The sequence below is a fragment of the Alsobacter sp. genome, assembly GCF_059501845.1.
The window spans coordinates 209,915-229,464 of the sequence record NZ_JCACDK010000011.1; the positions used below are offsets into that span (position 1 = coordinate 209,915).

Annotated in this window: 19 protein-coding genes and 1 tRNA gene; 7 read left to right on the plus strand and 13 right to left on the minus strand. The window is 68.0% G+C overall.

Going from position 1 to position 19,550, the window contains the following annotated elements; all coding sequences use genetic code 11:
* Positions 1-98 precede the first annotated feature (98 nt).
* Positions 99-719, minus strand: a complete 621-nt coding sequence (locus tag AC5JCN_RS08440) for a glutathione S-transferase family protein (protein ID WP_495754591.1) — start codon at positions 717-719, stop codon at positions 99-101.
* Positions 716-1,792 (minus strand): helix-turn-helix domain-containing protein, encoded by a 1,077-nt coding sequence (locus AC5JCN_RS08445; RefSeq protein WP_495754592.1) that lies wholly within the window; start codon positions 1,790-1,792, stop codon positions 716-718. The genes AC5JCN_RS08440 and AC5JCN_RS08445 overlap by 4 nt, the downstream gene beginning before the upstream one ends.
* A 140-nt stretch (positions 1,793-1,932) precedes the next feature.
* On the opposite strand from AC5JCN_RS08445, the gene AC5JCN_RS08450 reads away from it, so the two are divergent.
* A complete protein-coding gene (locus AC5JCN_RS08450; RefSeq protein WP_495754593.1) occupies positions 1,933-2,961 on the plus strand; it encodes an alpha/beta hydrolase family protein in 1,029 nt (342 codons plus the stop codon).
* Here the strand turns inward: AC5JCN_RS08450 and AC5JCN_RS08455 are convergent, their stop codons facing one another.
* Entirely contained in the window at positions 2,962-4,161 is a 1,200-nt protein-coding gene (locus AC5JCN_RS08455) for an isovaleryl-CoA dehydrogenase (RefSeq protein WP_495754594.1), read from the minus strand. It abuts the gene before it with no gap.
* 128 nt (positions 4,162-4,289) lie between these two features.
* Between AC5JCN_RS08455 and AC5JCN_RS08460 the strand changes: the two genes are divergently transcribed.
* Positions 4,290-4,769 carry a methyltransferase family protein gene (locus tag AC5JCN_RS08460; RefSeq protein WP_495754595.1) on the plus strand — a complete coding sequence of 160 codons (480 nt, stop codon included), beginning with the start codon at positions 4,290-4,292 and terminating at the stop codon, positions 4,767-4,769.
* Here the strand turns inward: AC5JCN_RS08460 and AC5JCN_RS08465 are convergent, their stop codons facing one another.
* From AC5JCN_RS08465 to AC5JCN_RS08480, 4 genes are all read right to left on the minus strand, one after another.
* On the minus strand, positions 4,770-5,597 hold the full coding sequence (locus tag AC5JCN_RS08465; RefSeq protein WP_495754596.1) for a glycoside hydrolase family 25 protein: 828 nt from the start codon (positions 5,595-5,597) through the stop codon (positions 4,770-4,772).
* A gap of 122 nt (positions 5,598-5,719) precedes the next feature.
* Positions 5,720-7,129 (minus strand): magnesium transporter, encoded by a 1,410-nt coding sequence (gene mgtE / locus AC5JCN_RS08470; RefSeq protein WP_495754597.1) that lies wholly within the window; start codon positions 7,127-7,129, stop codon positions 5,720-5,722.
* Positions 7,130-7,284: 155 nt separating this feature from the next.
* A tRNA-Leu gene (locus tag AC5JCN_RS08475) sits at positions 7,285-7,371 on the minus strand.
* Between the two features lie 119 nt (positions 7,372-7,490).
* On the minus strand, positions 7,491-7,769 hold the full coding sequence (locus tag AC5JCN_RS08480) for a FliM/FliN family flagellar motor switch protein (RefSeq protein ID WP_495754598.1): 279 nt from the start codon (positions 7,767-7,769) through the stop codon (positions 7,491-7,493).
* A 50-nt stretch (positions 7,770-7,819) separates the two neighbouring features.
* On the opposite strand from AC5JCN_RS08480, the gene lipB reads away from it, so the two are divergent.
* The gene (lipB, locus tag AC5JCN_RS08485; RefSeq protein WP_495754599.1) at positions 7,820-8,536 is read left to right on the plus strand and encodes a lipoyl(octanoyl) transferase LipB; all 717 of its coding nucleotides are present in this window, start codon (positions 7,820-7,822) and stop codon (positions 8,534-8,536) included.
* Between the two features lie 12 nt (positions 8,537-8,548).
* On the opposite strand, the gene AC5JCN_RS08490 is transcribed toward lipB, so the two are convergent.
* Positions 8,549-9,010, minus strand: a complete 462-nt coding sequence (locus AC5JCN_RS08490; RefSeq protein ID WP_495754600.1) for a gamma-glutamylcyclotransferase family protein — start codon at positions 9,008-9,010, stop codon at positions 8,549-8,551.
* 129 nt (positions 9,011-9,139) lie between these two features.
* Here AC5JCN_RS08490 and map point away from each other — a divergent pair, with 129 nt between their 5' ends.
* Both map and radC read left to right on the plus strand, forming a co-directional pair.
* Positions 9,140-9,976, plus strand: coding sequence for a type I methionyl aminopeptidase (map, locus tag AC5JCN_RS08495; RefSeq protein WP_495754601.1), 837 nt, complete (start codon positions 9,140-9,142; stop codon positions 9,974-9,976).
* Positions 9,977-9,982: 6 nt separating this feature from the next.
* Positions 9,983-10,693, plus strand: a complete 711-nt coding sequence (gene radC / locus AC5JCN_RS08500) for a RadC family protein (RefSeq protein ID WP_495754602.1) — start codon at positions 9,983-9,985, stop codon at positions 10,691-10,693.
* Positions 10,694-10,717: 24 nt separating this feature from the next.
* On the opposite strand, the gene AC5JCN_RS08505 is transcribed toward radC, so the two are convergent.
* On the minus strand, positions 10,718-11,542 hold the full coding sequence (locus AC5JCN_RS08505; protein WP_495754603.1) for a tetratricopeptide repeat protein: 825 nt from the start codon (positions 11,540-11,542) through the stop codon (positions 10,718-10,720).
* Positions 11,529-13,256: a dihydroxy-acid dehydratase gene (ilvD, locus tag AC5JCN_RS08510; protein WP_495754604.1), complete on the minus strand. Its 1,728-nt coding sequence runs from the start codon at positions 13,254-13,256 to the stop codon at positions 11,529-11,531. The genes AC5JCN_RS08505 and ilvD overlap by 14 nt, the downstream gene beginning before the upstream one ends.
* A gap of 304 nt (positions 13,257-13,560) precedes the next feature.
* Between ilvD and recG the strand changes: the two genes are divergently transcribed.
* The gene (gene recG, locus AC5JCN_RS08515) at positions 13,561-15,666 is read left to right on the plus strand and encodes an ATP-dependent DNA helicase RecG (RefSeq protein WP_495754605.1); all 2,106 of its coding nucleotides are present in this window, start codon (positions 13,561-13,563) and stop codon (positions 15,664-15,666) included.
* Between the two features lie 111 nt (positions 15,667-15,777).
* Positions 15,778-16,386 carry a carbonic anhydrase gene (locus tag AC5JCN_RS08520; RefSeq protein ID WP_495754606.1) on the plus strand — a complete coding sequence of 203 codons (609 nt, stop codon included), beginning with the start codon at positions 15,778-15,780 and terminating at the stop codon, positions 16,384-16,386.
* Between the two features lie 18 nt (positions 16,387-16,404).
* Here AC5JCN_RS08520 and AC5JCN_RS08525 read toward each other — a convergent pair whose 3' ends face one another.
* From AC5JCN_RS08525 to glmS, 3 genes are all read right to left on the minus strand, one after another.
* Positions 16,405-16,827, minus strand: coding sequence for a GNAT family acetyltransferase (locus tag AC5JCN_RS08525; RefSeq protein ID WP_495754607.1), 423 nt, complete (start codon positions 16,825-16,827; stop codon positions 16,405-16,407).
* Between the two features lie 19 nt (positions 16,828-16,846).
* Entirely contained in the window at positions 16,847-17,623 is a 777-nt protein-coding gene (locus AC5JCN_RS08530) for a DUF502 domain-containing protein (protein ID WP_495754608.1), read from the minus strand.
* Between the two features lie 89 nt (positions 17,624-17,712).
* Positions 17,713-19,539: a glutamine--fructose-6-phosphate transaminase (isomerizing) gene (gene glmS / locus AC5JCN_RS08535; protein ID WP_495754609.1), complete on the minus strand. Its 1,827-nt coding sequence runs from the start codon at positions 19,537-19,539 to the stop codon at positions 17,713-17,715.
* Positions 19,540-19,550 lie beyond the last annotated feature (11 nt).

A 19,550-nucleotide genomic window follows, 5' to 3' on the forward strand; every position in this document is an offset into this window, starting at 1 on the left:
GGGGGAAGTCTCCTGGTGTCGGACCGTCAGTGTGGCCGCTGCGGCAAGTCCCGCCAAGGCGGCAGCGGCACGTCAGCCATGCCCGTGCTGCGCAAGCGTCAGGTCAGCGGCAGTCCCAGAAACGGCTCCGCCGCCGGGCGCGCCGCGATGGCGCCGTACCAGCGCTCGAGATCAGGCCGCGGCGTCCGCGCGACCGGCAGATTGAGCCAGCGATGCGCCAGCGGCCCGAGCGCGATGTCGCCGAGCCCCGGCCGCGCCCCGCCCAGCCACTCGCGCCCGGCCAGCGCAGCGTCGAGGATGCCCGCGAGCCGGTCTGCCGCCTGTCGCGAGCGCTCGACCAGGTCCATGTCACGCTTCTCCGCCGGAGTGCGGATCAGGTGCAGGAAGGCGGGACCCACCGCCGACTGCCAGTGCTGGGCCTGCCAGTCCATCCACGCATCCTGCGGCGCCCGATCGGCAGGATCCGACGGCCAGAGCGAATCCACCGAGTACTTCGCCGCGAGATAGCGCACGATGGCGTTCGATTCCCACAGGACGAGATCCCCGTCCTTCAGCGTCGGCACCAGCCCGTTCGGGTTCATCGCCCGGTATTCCGTCGTGTCGACGATGCCGAACGAAAGCCCCGCATCGATGCGCTCATAGGGCACACCGACCTCGCCGAGCGCGAAGACGACCTTCTGCACGTTGAGGGAATTCAGGCGGCCGTAGAGGGTGATCATGGGGCTGGTCTCCTTGGGGGACGGGAGAGAGAACCAGTCGATGCAGCGGGTGTCGAGGGCGGAATTGCCATGGTGCGAGCAGGCGATGCTTTCTGGCGCCACTCCGCCGGCCCCATGCCCGTCACCTCCTTGAAGGCGCGGTTGAAGTTGGACTTGGTCTGAAATCCCGACGCCAGCATGACTTCGGTGACGGGATCGTCTCCGGCGGCGAGGAGAGCGCAGGCCTCCTCGACGCGCAGCCGGTTCAGGAACCTGGACACGCTCTCCCCGCGGACCCGGTTGACCGCTTGCGACACGTGCCGGGCGGGAACCCGGGCGCGCCGGGCAAGACGGTTGAGGGTGAGGTCGGGCTGCTTATGGAGTTCATGGGCCAGCACGAGCTCCCGGAGGCGAGCGACGAGCGCCTGCTCGTCCTCGGTCGGGATCGCCAAGGCCGGTTCCACGATCGCGTCCTCGGCTCGAGGGGCCGTCCGGCCGGCCGCGGCGACGGCCAGCGCCGCCGCGAAAACCCCGGCGGCCTGGGCCGCTGTGACCAACAGGCCGACTCTCTGCCCGCCCACCGCGAAGTCGATGGCGACGGCCGCATCGATCAGACCCGAGACGGCGAGGCTTCCGGCACAAACCCACACGGCGTTCTCGGCCAGCCGCCCTTCGCTCAACCGCGTGCCGGGAAGGCCGTCCGATCCGCGCAGCGCCAGCCGGCCGACCGCAACGGAATAGGCGAGCGCGATGGCGGGGATCGTGACATCGTTGATGGCGGGCCAGACGGAACCGGCGAGCAGTGCCGCCAGCGGCGGGACGGCGTGGACCAGATCCCGGCCGGGCAGTGTCTCGCCCAACCGCACGAGCGCGAGATACGCCAGCGGCGGAACGGCGAGGGCCAAGGCGATCTGCAGCGGCATCAACCTGGTGACGCCATAGCCCCAGCGCAGGCCGTGGAGGACCGCGAGGCAGGTCAGCAGAGTCAAGAGAGCGGGCAACAGCGGACCGGTGGACCGCAGGTCACTCCGGAGCCGGACCAGGAACAGCACGATGAGAAAGGCTGTGACGAAGGAGATCGGCAGAAACAGCATGGGTCACGTCGGCAATGGAATGACCGGCACTGTGACCGAAGCCGCGATCGCGGGCGACCTCGAACACGATCGAGGTCGCGCGACCGGCGGCTTGCGAGGCCGGATGGAGCGGCAACTCCCGACCTTCGCCGGAGCCACCCATGCAACGCCACCTCGCCAGCCTCGCCGTCCTCGCCGCTCTTGCCGGCCTCGCGGCATGCCCCGTCGCCATTGCCGCAGAGCCGGGGGTCCAATCACTCCAGATGAAAGTCGCGCATCGTGACCGGCCGCTCGATGTTCAGCTCTTCTTCCCGGCTGAGGCCGACGGCCGGCTCGTCGACGTCGGCGCCAATCCCCTTTTCGTAGGCGAGCCCATGCGGGAAGGAGCCACGCCGGAGCCGGGCCGTCACGCCCTGGTTCTGATGTCCCACGGCTCCGGGGGCAACGCTCCCAACCTTGCCTGGCTCGGCGCGGCCCTGGCCCGGGAAGGGTTCGTCGTCGTTGCCCCAAACCATCCCGGAACGACCAGCGGGGATTCACGCCCGGCCGATACGATGCGGATCTGGGAGCGGCCGGCCGACCTGTCGCGCCTCCTCGACGCCGTGCTCGCCGACGCCTCCCTGTCCCGGATGGTCGATCCGTCCAATGTCAGCGTGGCCGGCTTCTCACTCGGGGGCTTCACGGCTCTCGCCAGCGTAGGCGTCCGCATGAACGCAGCCGACTACGCGAACTATTGCGACCGGGACTGGCCGGAGCGCCCCCTGATCTCGGAATGCAACTGGTTGAAGAAAGCCGTCGACCTGCGCCGTCTCGACGCACGGTTCGAGGGAGACATGCGCGATCCACGCTTCATCCGCGCCGTTGCCATCGATCCTGGGCTCGCGCACGCGGCGACACCCGAAAGCCTCTCATCCGTCTCCGTACCCGTGACGGTCATCAGTCTGGGCAGCCAAGGGCGCGTCCCGCCCGCGGTCGCGACCGAACGGCTGATGGCGAACCTTCCCCACGCCACCCAACACTACGTTGCTGGCGCAGTTCATTTCAGCTTCCTGGGAGAGTGCCGGCCGAACGGGCACGCGATCCTGGCAGCCGAACAGGAGCTCGATCCGATTTGTGACGACGATGGCCGGGCGCGTGCGGAGATCCATGCCGAGATCGCGCGCTTCGTCGTGGAGGGGCTGAGACGCTGATCACCCCGTCTTCGAGAACAGCTCCCGTCCGATCAGCATGCGCCTGATCTCGCTGGTGCCGGCGCCGATCTCGTAGAGTTTGGCGTCGCGCAGCAGGCGCGCCACCGGGTAGTCGTTGGTGTAGCCGTTGCCGCCCAGGAGCTGGATGGCGTCGAGCGCCACCCTGGTCGCTTTCTCGGCGGCGTAGAGGATGGCACCGGCCGCGTCCTCCCGGGTGGTGCGCCCGGCATCGCAGGCCCGGGCGACGGCATAGACATAGGCCCGGCAGGCGTTCAGCCCGACATACATGTCCGCCAGCTTGCCCTGCACCAGCTGGAACTCGCCGATGGGCTGGCCGAACTGCTTTCGCTCGTGAACGTAGGGGATCACCGCGTCCAGCGCTGCCTGCATGATGCCGAGCGGGCCGGCGGCGAGAACGGCGCGCTCGTAGTCGAGGCCGGACATCAGCACGTTGACCCCGCGTCCCACGCTGCCCAGCACGTTCTCCTCCGGCACCTCGCAGTCCTGGAAAACGAGCTCGCAGGTGTCGGATCCGCGCATGCCGAGCTTGTCGAGCTTGGGTTGCGTGGAGAACCCGGCGAAGCCTTTCTCGATCAGGAAGGCGCTGATGCCGCGCGGCCCCGCATCCGGGTCGGTCTTGGCGTAGACGACCAGCGTGTCGGCGACGGGACCGTTGGTGATCCACATCTTCGTGCCGTTCAGGACGAACCGGTCGCCCTTGCGCTCTGCCCTGCAGCGCATCGAGACGACGTCCGAGCCCGCGCCCGGCTCCGACATGGCGAGCGCGCCGACATGCTCGCCGGAAATCAGCGCGGGCAAATAGCGCCGCTTCTGCTCCTCGCTGCCGTTGCGGCGGATCTGGTTGACGCAGAGGTTGGAATGCGCGCCGTAGCTCAGGCCCACGGACGCGGACGCCCGGGACACCTCCTCCATCGCCACGCAATGCTCGAGGTAGCCGAGGCCGGAGCCGCCATGGTCTTCCTCCACGGTGATGCCGTGCAGGCCGAGTTCACCCATGCGCGGCCAGAGGTCGCGGGGAAAGGTGTTGGTGCGGTCGATCTCGTCTGCCCGCGGCGCGATCTCGGCCTGCGCGAAGGCCGCCACCGTTTCGCGCAGCATGTCGGCTGTTTCGCCGAGGCCGAAATCGAAGGTGGCCGGGGCGTTCGAGCCTGCGCCGGACGGGTTCGCAGCTGTGGGCATCTCGTCGCGCTCCCGTGTCCTGCCCGGCATGCCATTCTCAACGCCGGACTTTTGTGCAGGATAACCGAGCCTGCGGCGGCCGGAACCGGAATCGTGTCGCGCACGGCAGTGCGGGAGATGTTGCGTCGATGGCGAGGGACAGGAGGGACAGGCCGAACGACCTGCCATGGCCTCCGATCATATATGCCGCCGCCATCCTGATTGCGTGGCTCCTGGAGACATTCGACAGGTTCGTGTGGCTCGACCTGTCACTGATCACGCTGCCCGTGGAAGCGGGGCTCGTGCTTGTCGGCCTCGGATTGGCGATCGACGTCTGGGCAATGGCCGTGCTGTGGCGGGCGAGGACGACGATCCTGCCCAACGCCCCGTCGGCGGCGCTGGTCACCCGCGGCCCCTACAGGTTCAGCCGCAATCCCATCTATGTCGGCAACACCATCGCGCTCGCCGGCCTTGGCCTCGCGCTGCGGTGGGGCTGGCTGCTGCTGCTTCTGCCGGTCACCGTGACGGCGGTGTCCTGGCTCGCCATTGCACGCGAGGAATCGTACCTCGAGCGCAAGTTCGGCGAGGAGTGGCGGGCCTATGCCAGGAAAGTCAGGCGTTGGTTCTGATCAGTCGGCCAGCGCGACGACGGACGACATGTCCTCGCCCGGCTTGGCATTGACGAAGTCAGCCCACTGGTCCGGCGTTCCGGCGAAGACGTTGCGGTCGACGTCGCCGCGCACGCCCGGCACGCGGCCGGTTGTGGTCCACTGCCAGAAGGCCCAGCGCCGGCTCTCGTAGCGCTCGTGCGGCTCGGCCGCCACGCTGCGGATCCAGAACGGATAGTCCAGGAATTCGCCCTCCAGCACGTCCTTGTGGAACGTGATGTCGGTGTAGATGACCGGCTTCTTGCCTGTATGGCGCTCCAATGCGGTGAGCATGATGCGCATCTTTTCCAGCGCCAGCTCGCGCGGGATCTTCTTCGGGCAGGTCTTGGAATCCCCGTTCCACTCGACGTCGAGCACCGGCGGCAGCGCATCGGGCTCGTTGGGGATGTGCTGGATGAACCAGTTCACCTGCTCCTCGGCCGGGCGGCACCAATAGACGAAGTGGTATGCCCCGCGCGGAACTCCATAGTATTTCGCGTTGGCCCAGTTCAGGGCGAACTTCTCGTCGAGGTGGTCGCCGCCTTCCGTCGCCTTGATGTAGGCGAACTTGGTGCCGGCCTCGCGGATCGACTGCCAGTCCACCTCGCCCTGCCACTTCGACAGGTCGATGCCATGGATCGGGAAGCGCTTGGCCTTGGCCACGCCCGGATGGGGCTTGGCGTCGCTCTTTGCCGGATAGTAGTCCGGCATGGCCGTGCAGCCTGCCGTGAAGAGGCTCAGCCCGAGAACCGCAGCGGCACAGCTGCGCGCGAGGCGCGCTCCGGCGCCGGCAAGGAAGCGAGTGGTCATGGTCGCCCGGATCCCGCCCCGACGTCCGGCCGGGGCCTTCGCCCATTGAATGTAGCAAAGGGATTAACAATTCGGAAAGGGATCGCCGCCGGTTCGCGGCAACCGGAGGCGGGAGAACCGCCTTACGACAACCCGAACCAGGCCGTCGCAATGCCCAAAAATGCAAAGAATCCAACCACATCGGTGACGGTGGTCACGAACACGCCGGACGAGACTGCGGGGTCCGCGCCGGACCGCTCGAGCGCCATGGGGATGAGGATCCCGCCCAGCGCGCCCGCCACGAGATTAACCACCATGGCGAGCCCGATAACGAAGCCGAGGTTCCAGTCGGAGAAGACGAAAGCCGCCACCAGGCCCGTCAGGATGCCGAAGCCCACACCGTTGAGCAGGCCGACGAAGGTCTCGCGCAGCGTGACGCGCAGGGCGTTGCCCGTGCCCAGCTCCCGCATGGCAAGGGCACGCACCGCGACCGTCATGGTCTGTGTCGCGGCGTTGCCGCCCTGGCTGGCGACGATGGGCGCCAGCACCGCGAGCGCTACCATCTTCTGCAAGGTGGCCTCGAAGAGCCCGAGGACGGAGGACGCGAGGAACGCCGTGAGCAGGTTCACGAACAGCCAGCCGAAGCGGCTCCGGACCGTGCGCAGGACCGTGTCGGAGAGCTCTTCGTCCGGGCTGACACCGCCGAGCGCCCTGATCTCGTCGTCCGCCTCTTCCTGCAGCACGTCCACCATGTCGTCGATGGTGATCACGCCCACGAGCCGGTCGGCCTCGTCGACGACGGGAGCCGAGACGAGGTTGTACCGTTCAAACAGCCGCGCCACCTCTTCGGCCGGATCAGTGACCCGGAGGCGACGCCGGTCGGAGGTCATCAGCGCTTCGACAGGCACCGGCCGCTGGCCGCGGAGCAGCCTGTCGAGAAAGATTTGCCCGAGCAGGCGGTGGCCGGGGTCTACGACGAACACCTCCATGAAGCTGTCGGGCAGATCCGGCGCGTTGCGCAGGTGCTTGATCGTGCGATCCACCGTCCAGAACGGCGGCACCGCCACGAGTGACGTCTGCATCAGGCGTCCGGCCGAGCCTTCGGCGTAGTCGAGGCTCTTGCGCAGAGCGACCTGCTCACTGGCGGGCAGCGCGTCGAGGATTTCGTCGCGATCGTCCTGGTCGAGGTCCTCGAGGATGTAGACGGCGTCGTCGGAATCGAGATCCCTGACGCCCTCTGCCACCGTCTCGGCGTCGAGCTCGTCGAGGATGTCCTCGCGGACGCTGTCGTCGACCTCGGTGAGGGCCGCGAAGTCGAACTCGTCCCCGAGCAGCTCGATCAGGCGCGGCCGGTCATCGGCCTCGAGCGCCTCCAGCAGCGCGCCCTGGTCGGCCTCGTGGAGGCCTGCAACCAGCCCGCGCACGCGCTCGCGGTCTCCGTCGGCGACCGCCTGAGCCACCTCCTCGACGAAGGAGGCGACGAGTGCGCCATCCTCGTCCCTGATGCCGAGGGCGCGCGCATCCTTGGGCAGCGTCGAGTCGAGGTCGAGCATGGCGGCCTCCGGCGGACTGCGTGGCTTGGGGGTGGCAGACGACGCGATAACAGCACGCTGAAGACAACGGCCGATGAACGAAACCGCTGCGCAAAAACAAAACGGCGGCCAAGGTTCGAAAACCTGGCCGCCGCCGGGAGCTTGCGCTCCAGATTTGGTGCGGTCGAGAGGACTCGAACCTCCACTCCGGTTAAAGAACTAGCACCTCAAGCTAGCGCGTCTACCAGTTCCGCCACGACCGCGGGGTGCTGCGACAGGTAGGCCCTGACGCGGCGGGGCACCGTGTAACAGATCGATTTGGGGTGTACAAGGGCGCTGCGTCCCGGCAGGGACATTACCCGGTGTTTGCAGCACAAACCGTTCAGGCGTCTTCGGTTTCGGCCTGCAACGCGTCGAGGCTCTCGCTTTCGGGCCGGCGAAGCAGTTCCTTGATCTCCACCGTGATCGTGTTGCCGTTGACGACCACCATGCCACGGGCGATGGGATGATCGTTGGCGAGGATCTCGACCTCGTCATTCTCGGAGGAATCGAGGGTGATCACGGCACCGCGGCCCATGCGCAGCAACTGGTGGATGGGCATGCGGCAGCGGCCGAGCACGATCGACACGTCGACGCCTACATTGTCCAGACCTGTGGCCACGGCACTCTCCTGCAATTGGCCCGAGTAGGTCCCAACAGGGTTAATGCGCGGTGAACGCACGCGACGACATCGCCTTCCGCTTCGCGGCCCCTCCTGGCTCGCCGCCGGTGCAATGGGCCGTGTCCGACGGCCTCGTGCCCTACGGGCCGGCGGTCGCGGCCATGGAGGCGCGTGCCTCGGCCATCGCCGACGGACTGGCGCCCGAACTCGTCTGGCTGGTCGAGCACCCTCCTCTCTACACGGCCGGCACCTCGGCGAAGCCTTCCGACCTCGTGGAGGCCCGCTTTCCCGTGCACGAGACCGGGCGTGGAGGGCAGTACACCTACCACGGCCCGGGCCAGCGAGTGGCTTATGTCATGCTGGACCTGCACCGGCGCGGGCCTGACGTGAGGGCCTTCGTCGCCGCGCTGGAAGCCTGGATCATCGCCACGCTTGGCGCCTTCAACATCCGCGGCGAGCGCCGGGAGGACCGTGTCGGCGTGTGGGTGCGGCGGCCCGACAAGGCGAAAGGCGCCGAGGACAAGATTGCCGCGATTGGCATCAGGGTCAGGCGCTGGGTCACGTTCCACGGCATCAGCCTCAACGTCGAGCCGGACCTCTCGCATTTCGGCGGCATCGTCCCCTGTGGCATCCAGGAGGACCTGTACGGGGTGACCAGCCTCGTCGACCTCGGGCTGCCCGTCACCACGCCGGAGGTCGATTCGGTGCTGCGGGCCGGGTTCGAGGAGGTGTTCGGAGCGACGGAACCCGCCGCTTTCGGCATCTGACCGGGCCGCAGGTCACATCGGCGCACGAAACAGGGGCGTCCCCGGCCGCCGCGGCGCAGGCTCGCCGTGCTCGAGTTCGTAGAGGTAGTTCTCGTCGAGGCCCCACTCCCGTGCGGCGAAGAGGACTGCCTGGAGGTACCCCGGCGCGGCGCGGCCCTGCGCTGTATTGTTCGCGACATAGACCAGCGCACGGCGGGGCGAGTGTTCCAGCAGCACGGGCTGGCTGATCTTGACGTACAGGCCTGTCGCGACGCGCTCGAACCTGTCGAGGGCGCTGATGTCGGAAAGGCGGCAGTCCCACAGCACGCCGTGTACCGTGCGGCGCGGGTCGCGCAGGACGGTTGCGAACCCGTCGGCGGCGATGGCGAAGCGGTGGCGCGGCAGCCGTGCCAGGCCCAGCGGGCGTGCCCCGGGACAGCGCTGCGCCATGCCGTGGCGGTCCATGTTGAGCCCGTAGGCGAAGTAGAGCGGCATCCCGGGATCTTAGCCGAACCGGAAGCCGCCAGGCACCCGGCCTCTGCCCGCCATTCGCGGGCCTGGGTGCTGCCACGCGTAATGCGTCCGACTCTTGCATCGCGCCGCCGATTGGCCCATGTGAGACTGATGACTTTCGTCGATGCAGAAGCCACGTCCGGGCGCAAGGCGGGCGAGATCAAGCTTCACGGGCCAGAGGCCTTTGAGGCAATGCGCAAGGCCGGGCGCCTGACGGCCGAGGCGCTGGACCTGCTCGTCCCCGCGGTTCAGCCCGGTGTGACGACCGAGGTACTCGACGATCTGATCTTCGAGTTCGCGATGGACCACGGCGCCTATCCCGCGCCACTCAACTATCGCGGTTATCGCAAGGGGATCTGCACGTCGATCAACCATGTCGTTTGCCACGGCATCCCGAACGACAAGCCGCTGCGGGAAGGCGACATCATCAACATCGACGTGACGCTCGTCGTCGATGGATGGCACGGCGATTCCTCGCGCATGTACAATGTCGGCGAGGTTCCCCGCCGGGCCGCGCGGCTGGTCGAAGTGACTTACGAGGCGATGATGCGCGGCATCGCCGCGATCCGCCCGGGCGCGACCACCGGCGATCTCGGCCACGCCATCCAGAGCTTCGCGGAAGCCGAGCGATGCTCGGTGGTGCGCGATTTCTGCGGGCATGGCCTCGGCCGGCTCTTTCATGACGAGCCCAACATCCTGCACTACGGGCGTCCGCGCGAGGGCGTCCCGTTCAAGCCCGGCATGCTGTTCACCGTCGAGCCGATGATCAACCTCGGCCGTCCGCACGTGAAGGTGCTCGGCGACGGCTGGACCGCCGTGACACGCGACCGGTCGCTGTCCGCCCAGTTCGAGCACACCGTCGGCGTGACCGAGACCGGGGTGGAGATCTTCACCCTGTCGCCCAAGGGCTGGCACCAGCCGCCCTACGGCCCGCCCGCCGCGACCTGACCAGCCATGGCACGCGACTCCTCCCCCGAGCGGAACGAAGCGGGGGAGGATCATCGTCGCGGCCACCGCCAGAGGTTGAAAACGCGCTTCATGCGCGCGGGGCGCGAAGCCTTGCAGGAGTACGAGCTCCTCGAACTCGTGCTCTTCAGGGCCATACCCCAGCGCGACGTGAAGCCGCTCGCCAAGGACCTCCTCGCCACCTTCGGATCGTTCGCCGAGGTGCTCGGCGCCCCGGTGACGCGCCTGATGGAGTTCGAGGGCATCGGCGAGCAGGCGGCGCTCGATCTCAAGATCGTCGAGGCGGCCGGGCGGGAACTCGCGCGCGGAGCGGTCGCCAAACGGACCGTGCTGGGCTCCTGGACCGCGGTCATCGACTATTGCCGGGCCGCCATGGCGTTCTCGAACGTCGAGCAATTCCGCATCCTGTTCCTCGACAAGCGGAACCAGCTCATCGCCGACGAGGTGCAGCAGACCGGCACGGTCGACCATGCCCCTGTCTATCCGCGCGAGGTCGTGAAGCGGGCCCTGGAGCTGTCGGCCTCGGCCGTGATCCTCGTTCACAACCACCCCAGCGGGGACCCCACGCCATCCTCCGCCGACGTGGCGATGACACGCGAAATCGCGTCCGTGGCGAAGCCGCTCGGGATCGTGGTGCACGACCACATCATCGTCGGCCGGCAGGGCCATTCCAGCCTGAAGGGACTGCAGCTGATCTGAGGCGGAGCGGCCGCGCCGTGCGTCCTAGTTCCGCTTGCGCAGCTGCTGCTCGAGATACATGAGCGCCGCCTGCCGATCGGGATCGGCTGCCTGCGAGAAGGCGCGGTCATAGAGGTCGCGCACCCAGTTGTCGCGGTCCTTGTCGGATGCGTCGCGGGCGATGGTGAGCCACATCAGGCCAAGCGCCCGCTGCCGCGCCCCGCCTTCCCCGGTGAAGAGCAGGTGCCCGAGCAGGGCCTGCGCCGGCATGTGGCCCTTCTCCGCCGCGAGGTTCAGCCAGCGCATCGCCTGCCTGGGATCTTTGGGGCCGCCATTCCCCTCGATCAGCATGCGGGCGAGATTGTACTGCGCGTCTGAGTCCCTGAAGTAGGACGCCGCGTAGTAGAACATGTCGCGGGCCCGGGCCGGGTTGGCCTTCACGTAGCTGTTCGGGATCCCGTCGAGATAATAGGTGCCCAGCGCCACGAAAGCGCTTGCCACCACCGATGCGTTCTGGGAATCGGGAGATTCGTCAGCATTCTCGTCGGCGATCTTCGAAAAATGCTCGAACGCCTTGAGATCGTCCTGGGGAACTCCGTCACCGTCCGCATACATGCGCCCGAGCTTCCAGCGGGCGAGCGGATGACCCTGCTGGGCCGCATATTCCAGCGCCTTGGCGGCTCCGGCCTTGTCGCCCGAATTGTAGTCCTGGATCCCGGTCTTGAACGCCTCGCGCGTCGACTTGAAGGCATCCACCGGCACGGCCGCGGTTGCAGGTGCCTGGGCATTCGGGTCGAGCGCTGACGCCGACATCGGCCACAGCAGAATTGCTGCGGCAAGGCCGGAGAAGGCGATTTCAGAGATCCGCATAGCAGTGCTTTTCACTCTTCGCGCCCGGGTGCGTGACGGCTCCGCTGAAGGCGGGTCCGACGGTCTGCGCGTACTTCCACAGCGCCCCGGACGCATAGTCCGTTTCGCGCGGCTTCCAGTCCTTTTTGCGGCGGGCGAGCTCGGCGTCGTCGATCTCAACATCGAGCGTGCCGGCGATCGCGTCGATTGCGATGATGTCACCATCACGCAACAGTGCGATGGGGCCTCCGACCGCCGCCTCGGGGCCGACATGGCCGATGCAGAAGCCTCGCGTGGCGCCCGAAAACCGGCCGTCGGTGATCAGCGCGACCTTGTCACCCATCCCCTGGCCGTAGAGGGCGGAGGTGGTCGACAGCATCTCGCGCATGCCGGGTCCGCCGCGCGGGCCTTCGTAGCGGATCACGAGCACGTCGCCTTCCTTGTAGCGGCGCTCCTTCACCGCTTCGAAGCACTCCTCCTCGCTGTCGAAGCAGCGGGCGGGGCCGCGGAAGCGCTGGTTCTCGCTCGGCATTCCGGCGACTTTCACGATCGCACCCTCGACGGCGAGGTTGCCGCGCAGGCCGACGACGCCGCCCGTGGGCGTGATCGGCGTGTCGGCTGCCCGCACCACGTCCTGGTCGGGGTTCCAGGCCACTGCGGCCATGTTCTCGGCCATCGTGCGGCCGGTCACCGTCATGCAATCGCCGTGCAGGTAGCCGTGGTCCAGCAGCGTCTTCATCATCAGCGGGATGCCGCCGACCTCGAACATGTCCTTGGCGACATAGCGTCCCCCCGGCTTCAGGTCGGCGATGTAGGGCGTCCGGCGGAAGATCTCGGCCACCTCGAACAGGTCGAAGTCGATCCCGGCCTCGTGCGCGATGGCAGGCAGGTGCAGCGCGGCGTTGGTCGAGCCACCGGAGGCGGCGACGACGGTCGCTGCATTCTCCAGCGCCTTGCGGGTCACGATGTCACGCGGCCGGATCTGCCTGGCCACGAGGTCCATCACCATCTCGCCGGCTGTCATGCTGAACTGGTCGCGGATCTCGTAGGGGGCAGGCGCGCCGGCCGAATAGGGCAGCGCGAGGCCGATGGCCTCGGACACCGTCGCCATCGTGTTGGCGGTGAACTGGGCTCCGCAAGCCCCGGCCGAGGGGCAGGCGACCGCCTCGAGTTCTTCGAGGTCGGCCGTGGACATGGCGCCGACCGAGTGCTTGCCGACGGCCTCGAACACGTCCTGAACGGTTACCGGCCGGCCCTTGAAGGTGCCGGGCAGGATGGAGCCGCCATAGATGAAAATGGAAGGCACGTTCAGGCGCACCATTGCCATCATCATGCCGGGCAGAGACTTGTCGCAGCCGGCGAGCCCGACGAGGGCGTCGTAGCCATGGCCGCGCATGGTCAGCTCGACGCTGTCGGCGATCACCTCGCGCGAGACGAGGGACGACTTCATGCCCTGGTGGCCCATGGCGATGCCGTCGGTCACGGTGATGGTGCAGAACTCCCGCGGGGTGCCGCCACCGGCGACGACGCCCTTCTTCACCGCCTGCGCCTGGCGCATGAGCGAGATGTTGCAGGGTGCCGCCTCGTTCCAGCAGGAGGCCACGCCGACGAAGGGCAGGCTCATCTGCTGCCGGGTCAGGCCCATGGCATAGTAATAGGACCTGTGAGGCGCGCGCTCGGGCCCCTCGGTCACATGCCGGCTCGGCAGCCGGCTCTTGTCGATGATGCGTACCATCCCTGCGCCGCCCGGATCCCTTCGGATCCGCCTCCCCGCCCGATACACCGGCGCGCTTGCTGCCGGCTTCCTGCCGGGTTTTTGCACGCGTTAAATTCCTTTAAGGATTTCAGACCTCTAAGGCGGCTGCACGCTGGGACTGGTTTGTGGCGGCAAGGGGGCGGGCGTCAGGCTCCCAAGCGGAGGCGTTGCACATTGTCCGCGCTGTTGCAGGAACATCACAATTTGACGAGGAGCCGCGCGGCTGCGCCGAACTGGACTTTTTGGCCCGGGCGGACACAGTAGCCGCGCTCCGGACAAGACCATGCGGCCGTCGATCCTCAACTCCCTGTTTGCCCCGGTCACGACGCTGCCGGGCATCGGCCCAAAGCTGGCCCCGTACTTCGACCGCCTGGTCGGGGAGCCGGGCCGGCCGGCGCGGGTGCTGGACATGCTGTTCCACCTGCCGCACGCGGTACTCGACCGAAGTGCACGTCCGAAGCTCTACGAGGCGCCGCCGGACGCCCTTGTCACGATCGAGGCGCGGGTCGAGGAGCACCGCCCTCCCCCGTCCGACAGGCCCAAGTCTCCCTGGCGCGTCCGTGTCTCCGACGGTACCGGCGACCTGACGCTGGTCTTCTTCAATGCCCATCGCGGGCGCATGGAGAAGCTGCTGCCGCTCGGCGCCACGCGCTGGATCTCGGGCCGGATCGAGGTGTGGGACGGTCGGCTGCAGATGGTCCATCCCGACCGTGTCGTCGACGAGGCGGGGCTTGCGGGCCTGCCGGCCTTCGAGCCGGTCTACGGCCTGACGGAGGGGCTGGGTCCGCGCAACGTCTCCCGCGCCGCCGAGGGTGCCCTCGCCGGGCTGCCCGGTCTGCCAGAGTGGCAGGACGGCAGCTGGCTGGCAGCCCGCAAATGGCCATCCTTTGCCGAGGCCCTTGCAGCAATCCACAAGCCCGCCGACGCGCAGGCGGCCGATCCCATGCAGCCGGCCAGGCTGAGGCTGGCCTATGACGAGATGCTGGCGGGGCAGCTGGCCCTGCTGCTGGTGCGGCGGCGCATGAAGAAGGCCACCGGCCGCGCCCGCCTTGCCGACGGCAGCAGGACCGGCCCGATCCTGGCGGCCCTGCCTTTCTCCCTGACGGGCTCGCAGGCCACGGCCGTGGAGGACATCCGGGCCGACCTCGCCACGCCGGAACGGATGCTGCGGCTGCTCCAGGGGGACGTGGGGTCCGGCAAAACCATCGTCGCCCTGCTCTCCATGGCCATGGCGGTGGAAGCCGGCCACCAGGCCGCGCTGATGGCTCCCACGGAGATCCTGGCGCGCCAGCATGCCGAGCGCCTCGGCCCTCTCGCAGCGGCCGGCGGCCTGCGGCTGGCACTGCTGACCGGCCGCGAGAAGGGCGCGGCGCGCGAGCAGATCCTGGCCGACCTCCGGGCCCGCGCCATCGACATTCTCGTCGGCACCCATGCTCTGTTCCAGGATGAGGTCACCTTCCGCGACCTCGGGCTCGCCGTCGTCGACGAGCAGCACCGCTTCGGCGTGCACCAGCGTCTCGCGCTCTCGGCCAAGGGCGAGGCGGTGGACGTGCTGGTGATGACGGCGACGCCGATCCCTCGCACGCTCGTCCTCTCCTATTTCGGCGACATGGACGTCTCGGTGCTGCGCGACAAACCGGCGGGACGCCAGCCTATCGACACGCGCGTCATCCCGCTCGACAGGCTGGTGGAGGTCGTCGAGGGCATCGGGCGAGCGCTTGAGTCGGGCGCGCGCTGCTACTGGGTCTGCCCGCTGGTGGACGAGTCCGAGGAACTCGACGTCGCCGCGGCGGCGGAGCGGCATGGCGCCCTGTCCCGCCGGTTCGGCGCAGGCACCGTGGGCCTCGTCCACGGCAAGATGAAGGGGCGGGAGAAGGACGAGGCCATGGCGGCCTTTGCCCGCGGTGACACCCGCCTCCTCGTCGCCACCACGGTCATCGAGGTCGGCGTCGATGTGCCGGAGGCGACCGTGATGGTGATCGAGCATGCCGAGCGCTTCGGCCTCGCCCAGCTCCACCAGCTGCGCGGTCGCGTCGGGCGCGGCAAGGGCCGCTCGACCTGCCTCCTGCTCTACAAGGACGGCGCGGGAGAGGTGGCGCGCGCACGCTTGCAGACCATGCGCGACACGGAGGACGGCTTCGCCATCGCCGAGGAGGACCTGCGCCTGCGCGGCGAAGGCGACGTGCTCGGCACCCGCCAGTCCGGCCTCCCCGGCTTTCGATTGGCGATACCGTCGCTCCACTCCGACCTTCTCCCCGCCGCGCGGCAGGACGCAAAGCTGGCGCTAGAGCGTGACCCGGAACTCGCCGGCCCCCGGGGCGAGGCGCTGCGCGTGCTTCTGTACCTGTTCGGAAAAGACGAATCCGCGAAGCTGATCCGCGCCGGATGACCAGGCGCGTGGCATCCGCCATGCTTCCCGTGCGGAACGGCTGCCACCAAATCCCGATTGCCTCTGTGAATTCCAGGCGGCACGTGTCATGCCGGCAAACTGGAGCGTGGAATGGATCGCGTCATCGACGGCTACCGCAGGTTCCGGACCGACGTCTGGCCATCGGAGCATGCGCGCTACCAGGCGCTCGCCGCGCTCGGGCAGGCGCCGGAAACCATGGTCATCTCCTGCTCGGATTCGCGCGTCGACCCGCAGACCGTCTTCAACGCCGGTCCAGGCGAGTTCTTCGTCGTCCGGAACGTTGCCGGCCTCGTGCCGGCCTATACGCCCGACGCCGGCTACCACGGCACCAGCGCTGCCCTGGAATACGCCGTGCGCGTCCTCCGGGTGAAGCGGATCGCGGTGCTCGGCCACGGCAAGTGCGGCGGGATACGGGCCCTCGTGGAGGGGGCGCCGGAAGAGGCGCGTGACTTCGTGAAACCCTGGATGAAGATCGCCGAACCCGTCCTGCGGTCAATCCCGGACCACGTGCCCGTCGAGGACATTCCCGACTGGTGCGAGTACCAGGTGGTGAAGCTTTCGCTTCAGAACCTGCTGACCTTTCCCTGGATCGAGGAGGCCGTCGCCGAGAAGCGGCTGAAGCTCCAGGGTTTCCGGTTTGAAATCTTCACCGGCATCCTGACCATGCTGCAGGACGACCAGTTCGTGCCGGTGCTGTGAACCCGTCCTTGCGGGTGGCTACCGGCCGTCGATCCACTTGCTCATGACCACCCGGGGCGCCACCTCGAAGCCGAGGCGCTCGTAGAACGAGACGACCGCCGTGTTCGTTTCGCGCACCATGAGCTGCACCTTGACGATGCCACGCTGCTGCAGCCATGCCTCGGCCGCGTCGACCATGCGCCTGCCGACCCCCGTGCCGCGCGCCTCCGGGGCGGCGGAGACGTAGTAGAGCCATCCCCGGTGCCCGTCATGGCCCACCATGACGCTGCCGGTGATACGGCCTGACGCATCGCGCCCGACCAGAATATCGGACGCAGGCTTACCCAGTGCCAGGCGGAAATCCGACGCGGGGTCGTTGTAGCTGACCACGAGCCCGCAGGCCCGCCAGAGTTCGACGACGTCATCCTCGTCTTCCGGCGCGGCCGGGCCGATCATCAGCATGTCCATTTCCGGGTTCACCTCAGGCCGCGACTTCACCTGTCGCCGGGGCGTCCTTGCCCGGACGCGCCGCGCCCGCGAGCGCGGCCAGCTTCTGCTGTCCCTCCGGCTGGATCAGGCCTGCCGACATGATGAGCTTGGCGCCGTCCTCGACGGAGATCGTCAACTCGATCACGTCCTTGCGCGGCACGTAGAAGAAAAAGCCCGTCGTCGGATTGGGCGTGCAGGGCAGGAACACGGCGATATGCTCGTTGGGCCCCGGCAGCCTGTCGGCCACGTTCCCTTGCGGCGGGGTGGACATGAACACGATCGACCACATTCCGGGCGAAGGAAACTGCACCAGCCCCACGGTCTTGAACGAGGTCGAGGACTGCGAGAACAACGTCTCGAAGACCTGCTTCACACCCCGGTACAGCCCGCGCACGACCGGCATGCGCCCCAGCAGCATCTCGCCATAAGAAATGAGCGAACGGCCGACGAGGTTGGCGGTGAGGAAGCCCAGCAGCGTCAGCCCGAACAGCGCGACGATGAGGCCGAACCCGGGGATGGGATAGTTCAGGTACGTTTCCGGAAGATAGGTAGCCGGGATCAGCGGCTTCACCCATCCGTCGACGAGGTTGATGACCCACCACGTCACCGCCGCGGTGACCGTCAGCGGGCCCGCAACGACGATGCCGGTGAGGAAATAGGTGCGAACCCTGTGGCCCCAGGTGCGCTTCGGCGGCGGACCGATGAAGGGTCCGGGCATGGGTCCATGTCCCTGCCAGGCAGCCTGGTCCGTCTCGTCGGGTGTGTCCATCGCCTCAAGCCGCTCCGCCGCGCCGCCCCGGAGAGGCGACCCTTGCGGCCGCCCTGCAAGACGCGTGCGACGGCGGCCCGGATCGATATCTATTCGACGGTAACCGATTTTGCCAGATTGCGCGGCTGGTCGACGTCCTTGCCCAGAGCGACAGCGGCAAAGTACGCCAGCAGCTGGACCGCGACGGCGTAGACGATGGGCGCGAAATCAGGCGCCATCGCCGGCATGGCCAACGTCTCCATGCCCTCGATCCCGGCCTTGCGGATGCCCTGCTCGTCCGACAGCAGCACGATCCTGCCGCCACGGGCCGCAACCTCCTGCATGTTGGAGACGGTCTTCTCGAAGATCCCGTCCGTCGGCGCGATGACGATGACCGGCATCGTTTCGTCGATCAGCGCGATCGGCCCGTGCTTCAGCTCGCCCGCCGCATAGGCCTCGGCATGGATGTAGGAGATTTCCTTGAGCTTCAGCGCGCCTTCCAGCGCCATCGGATAGCTGGTGCCGCGGCCGAGATAGAGCACGTCCGAGACCTTGGACATCTCGCGGGCGACATGCTCGATGGCCGGCTCCGCCTTCAGCGCCTCGGCGATCTGGCCCGGTACGGAAACGAGCGCGCGCGACAGGCGGTCCGCCTCCTCGCGGCCCAGCGTCCCGCGGGCCAGCCCTGCGGCGAGCGCGAGGCAGGCCAGCACCGTGAGCTGGCATGTGAAGGCCTTGGTGGAAGCCACGCCGATTTCGGGTCCCGCCAGGGTGGGAGCGACCACGTCGCTCTCGCGGGCGATGGTGGACGTCGGCACGTTGACGACGGACATCACGTGCTGGCCCTTCTCCCGCGCATAGCGCAAGGCGGCCAGCGTGTCCGCGGTCTCTCCCGATTGGGACACGAAAAGCGCCAGCCCCTGCGCGGGCAACGGCGCTTCGCGGTAGCGGAACTCGGATGCGACGTCGATCTCGACCGGCAGCCGCGCGTAGCGCTCGAACCAGTACTTGGCGACGAGGCCGGCATAGTAGGCGGTGCCGCAGGCCGAGATCGTGACGCGTTCGAGCTTGCGCCAGTCGAACGGCACGGAGAATGGCAGGCGCACCTGCCCCGTGGCCATGTCCAGGTAATGAGCGAGCGTGCGGCCGACTACCTCCGGCTGTTCGTGGATTTCCTTCGCCATGAAGTGGCGATGATTGCCCTTGTCGACGAGAAACGCACCTGCGGTCGTCTTCTGCCGCTTGCGCTGGACCTCCCGGCCCGAAACGTCGGTGAACTTCGCGCCCTTGCGCGAGAGGACCGCCCAGTCGCCGTCTTCGAGATAGGTGATCGTGTCGGTGAAGGGCGCAAGCGCGAGGGCGTCGGAGCCCAGATACATTTCGTCGTCGCCCCAGCCCACGGCCAAGGGCGCGCCCTGCCGGGCGCCGATGAGGAGGTCGTCCTCGCCGTCGAACAGGAACGCGAGGGCGAATGCACCGTGCAGGCGCGGCAGCGTTTCCCGGACCGCATCGGCCGGCGTCAGGCCGCGGCGGAGCGCATCGCCCACGAGCTGGGCGACGACCTCGGTGTCGGTCTCCGTCTCGAAGCGGACGCCCTGGGCCTCCAGCTCCTCGCGCAGTTCCCTGAAATTCTCGATGATGCCGTTGTGGACGACGGCGACGCGATCCGTCGCGTGCGGATGCGCGTTGCGCTCGCTCGGGCGCCCGTGTGTCGCCCATCGGGTATGGCCGATCCCGGCCGTTCCGTTCAGCGGCTCCGAGGCCAGGCGCGCGGCGAGGTTCTTCAGCTTGCCTTCGGCACGGCGCCGGGCGAGATGGCCGCTCTCCAGGGTCGCGATGCCGGCGGAATCATAGCCGCGGTATTCCAGCCGCTTCAACGCATCGACGATCATCGGCGCTACGGAAGTGGTACCCAGAATTCCCACGATACCGCACATGCAAAGTCACC

Bases quoted from the DNA above. Each gene is read 5' to 3' on its own strand.
- AC5JCN_RS08440 (WP_495754591.1), bottom strand. From the start codon at position 719: ATGATCACCCTCTACGGCCGCCTGAATTCCCTCAACGTGCAGAAGGTC.
- AC5JCN_RS08445 (WP_495754592.1), bottom strand. From the start codon at position 1,792: ATGCTGTTTCTGCCGATCTCCTTCGTCACAGCCTTTCTCATCGTGCTG.
- AC5JCN_RS08450 (WP_495754593.1), top strand. From the start codon at position 1,933: ATGCAACGCCACCTCGCCAGCCTCGCCGTCCTCGCCGCTCTTGCCGGC.
- AC5JCN_RS08455 (WP_495754594.1), bottom strand. From the start codon at position 4,161: ATGCCCACAGCTGCGAACCCGTCCGGCGCAGGCTCGAACGCCCCGGCC.
- AC5JCN_RS08460 (WP_495754595.1), top strand. From the start codon at position 4,290: ATGGCGAGGGACAGGAGGGACAGGCCGAACGACCTGCCATGGCCTCCG.
- AC5JCN_RS08465 (WP_495754596.1), bottom strand. From the start codon at position 5,597: ATGACCACTCGCTTCCTTGCCGGCGCCGGAGCGCGCCTCGCGCGCAGC.
- mgtE (WP_495754597.1), bottom strand. From the start codon at position 7,129: ATGCTCGACCTCGACTCGACGCTGCCCAAGGATGCGCGCGCCCTCGGC.
- AC5JCN_RS08490 (WP_495754600.1), bottom strand. From the start codon at position 9,010: ATGCCGCTCTACTTCGCCTACGGGCTCAACATGGACCGCCACGGCATG.
- map (WP_495754601.1), top strand. From the start codon at position 9,140: ATGACTTTCGTCGATGCAGAAGCCACGTCCGGGCGCAAGGCGGGCGAG.
- radC (WP_495754602.1), top strand. From the start codon at position 9,983: ATGGCACGCGACTCCTCCCCCGAGCGGAACGAAGCGGGGGAGGATCAT.
- AC5JCN_RS08505 (WP_495754603.1), bottom strand. From the start codon at position 11,542: ATGCGGATCTCTGAAATCGCCTTCTCCGGCCTTGCCGCAGCAATTCTG.
- ilvD (WP_495754604.1), bottom strand. From the start codon at position 13,256: ATGGTACGCATCATCGACAAGAGCCGGCTGCCGAGCCGGCATGTGACC.
- recG (WP_495754605.1), top strand. From the start codon at position 13,561: ATGCGGCCGTCGATCCTCAACTCCCTGTTTGCCCCGGTCACGACGCTG.
- AC5JCN_RS08520 (WP_495754606.1), top strand. From the start codon at position 15,778: ATGGATCGCGTCATCGACGGCTACCGCAGGTTCCGGACCGACGTCTGG.
- AC5JCN_RS08525 (WP_495754607.1), bottom strand. From the start codon at position 16,827: ATGCTGATGATCGGCCCGGCCGCGCCGGAAGACGAGGATGACGTCGTC.
- AC5JCN_RS08530 (WP_495754608.1), bottom strand. From the start codon at position 17,623: ATGGACACACCCGACGAGACGGACCAGGCTGCCTGGCAGGGACATGGA.
- glmS (WP_495754609.1), bottom strand. From the start codon at position 19,539: ATGTGCGGTATCGTGGGAATTCTGGGTACCACTTCCGTAGCGCCGATG.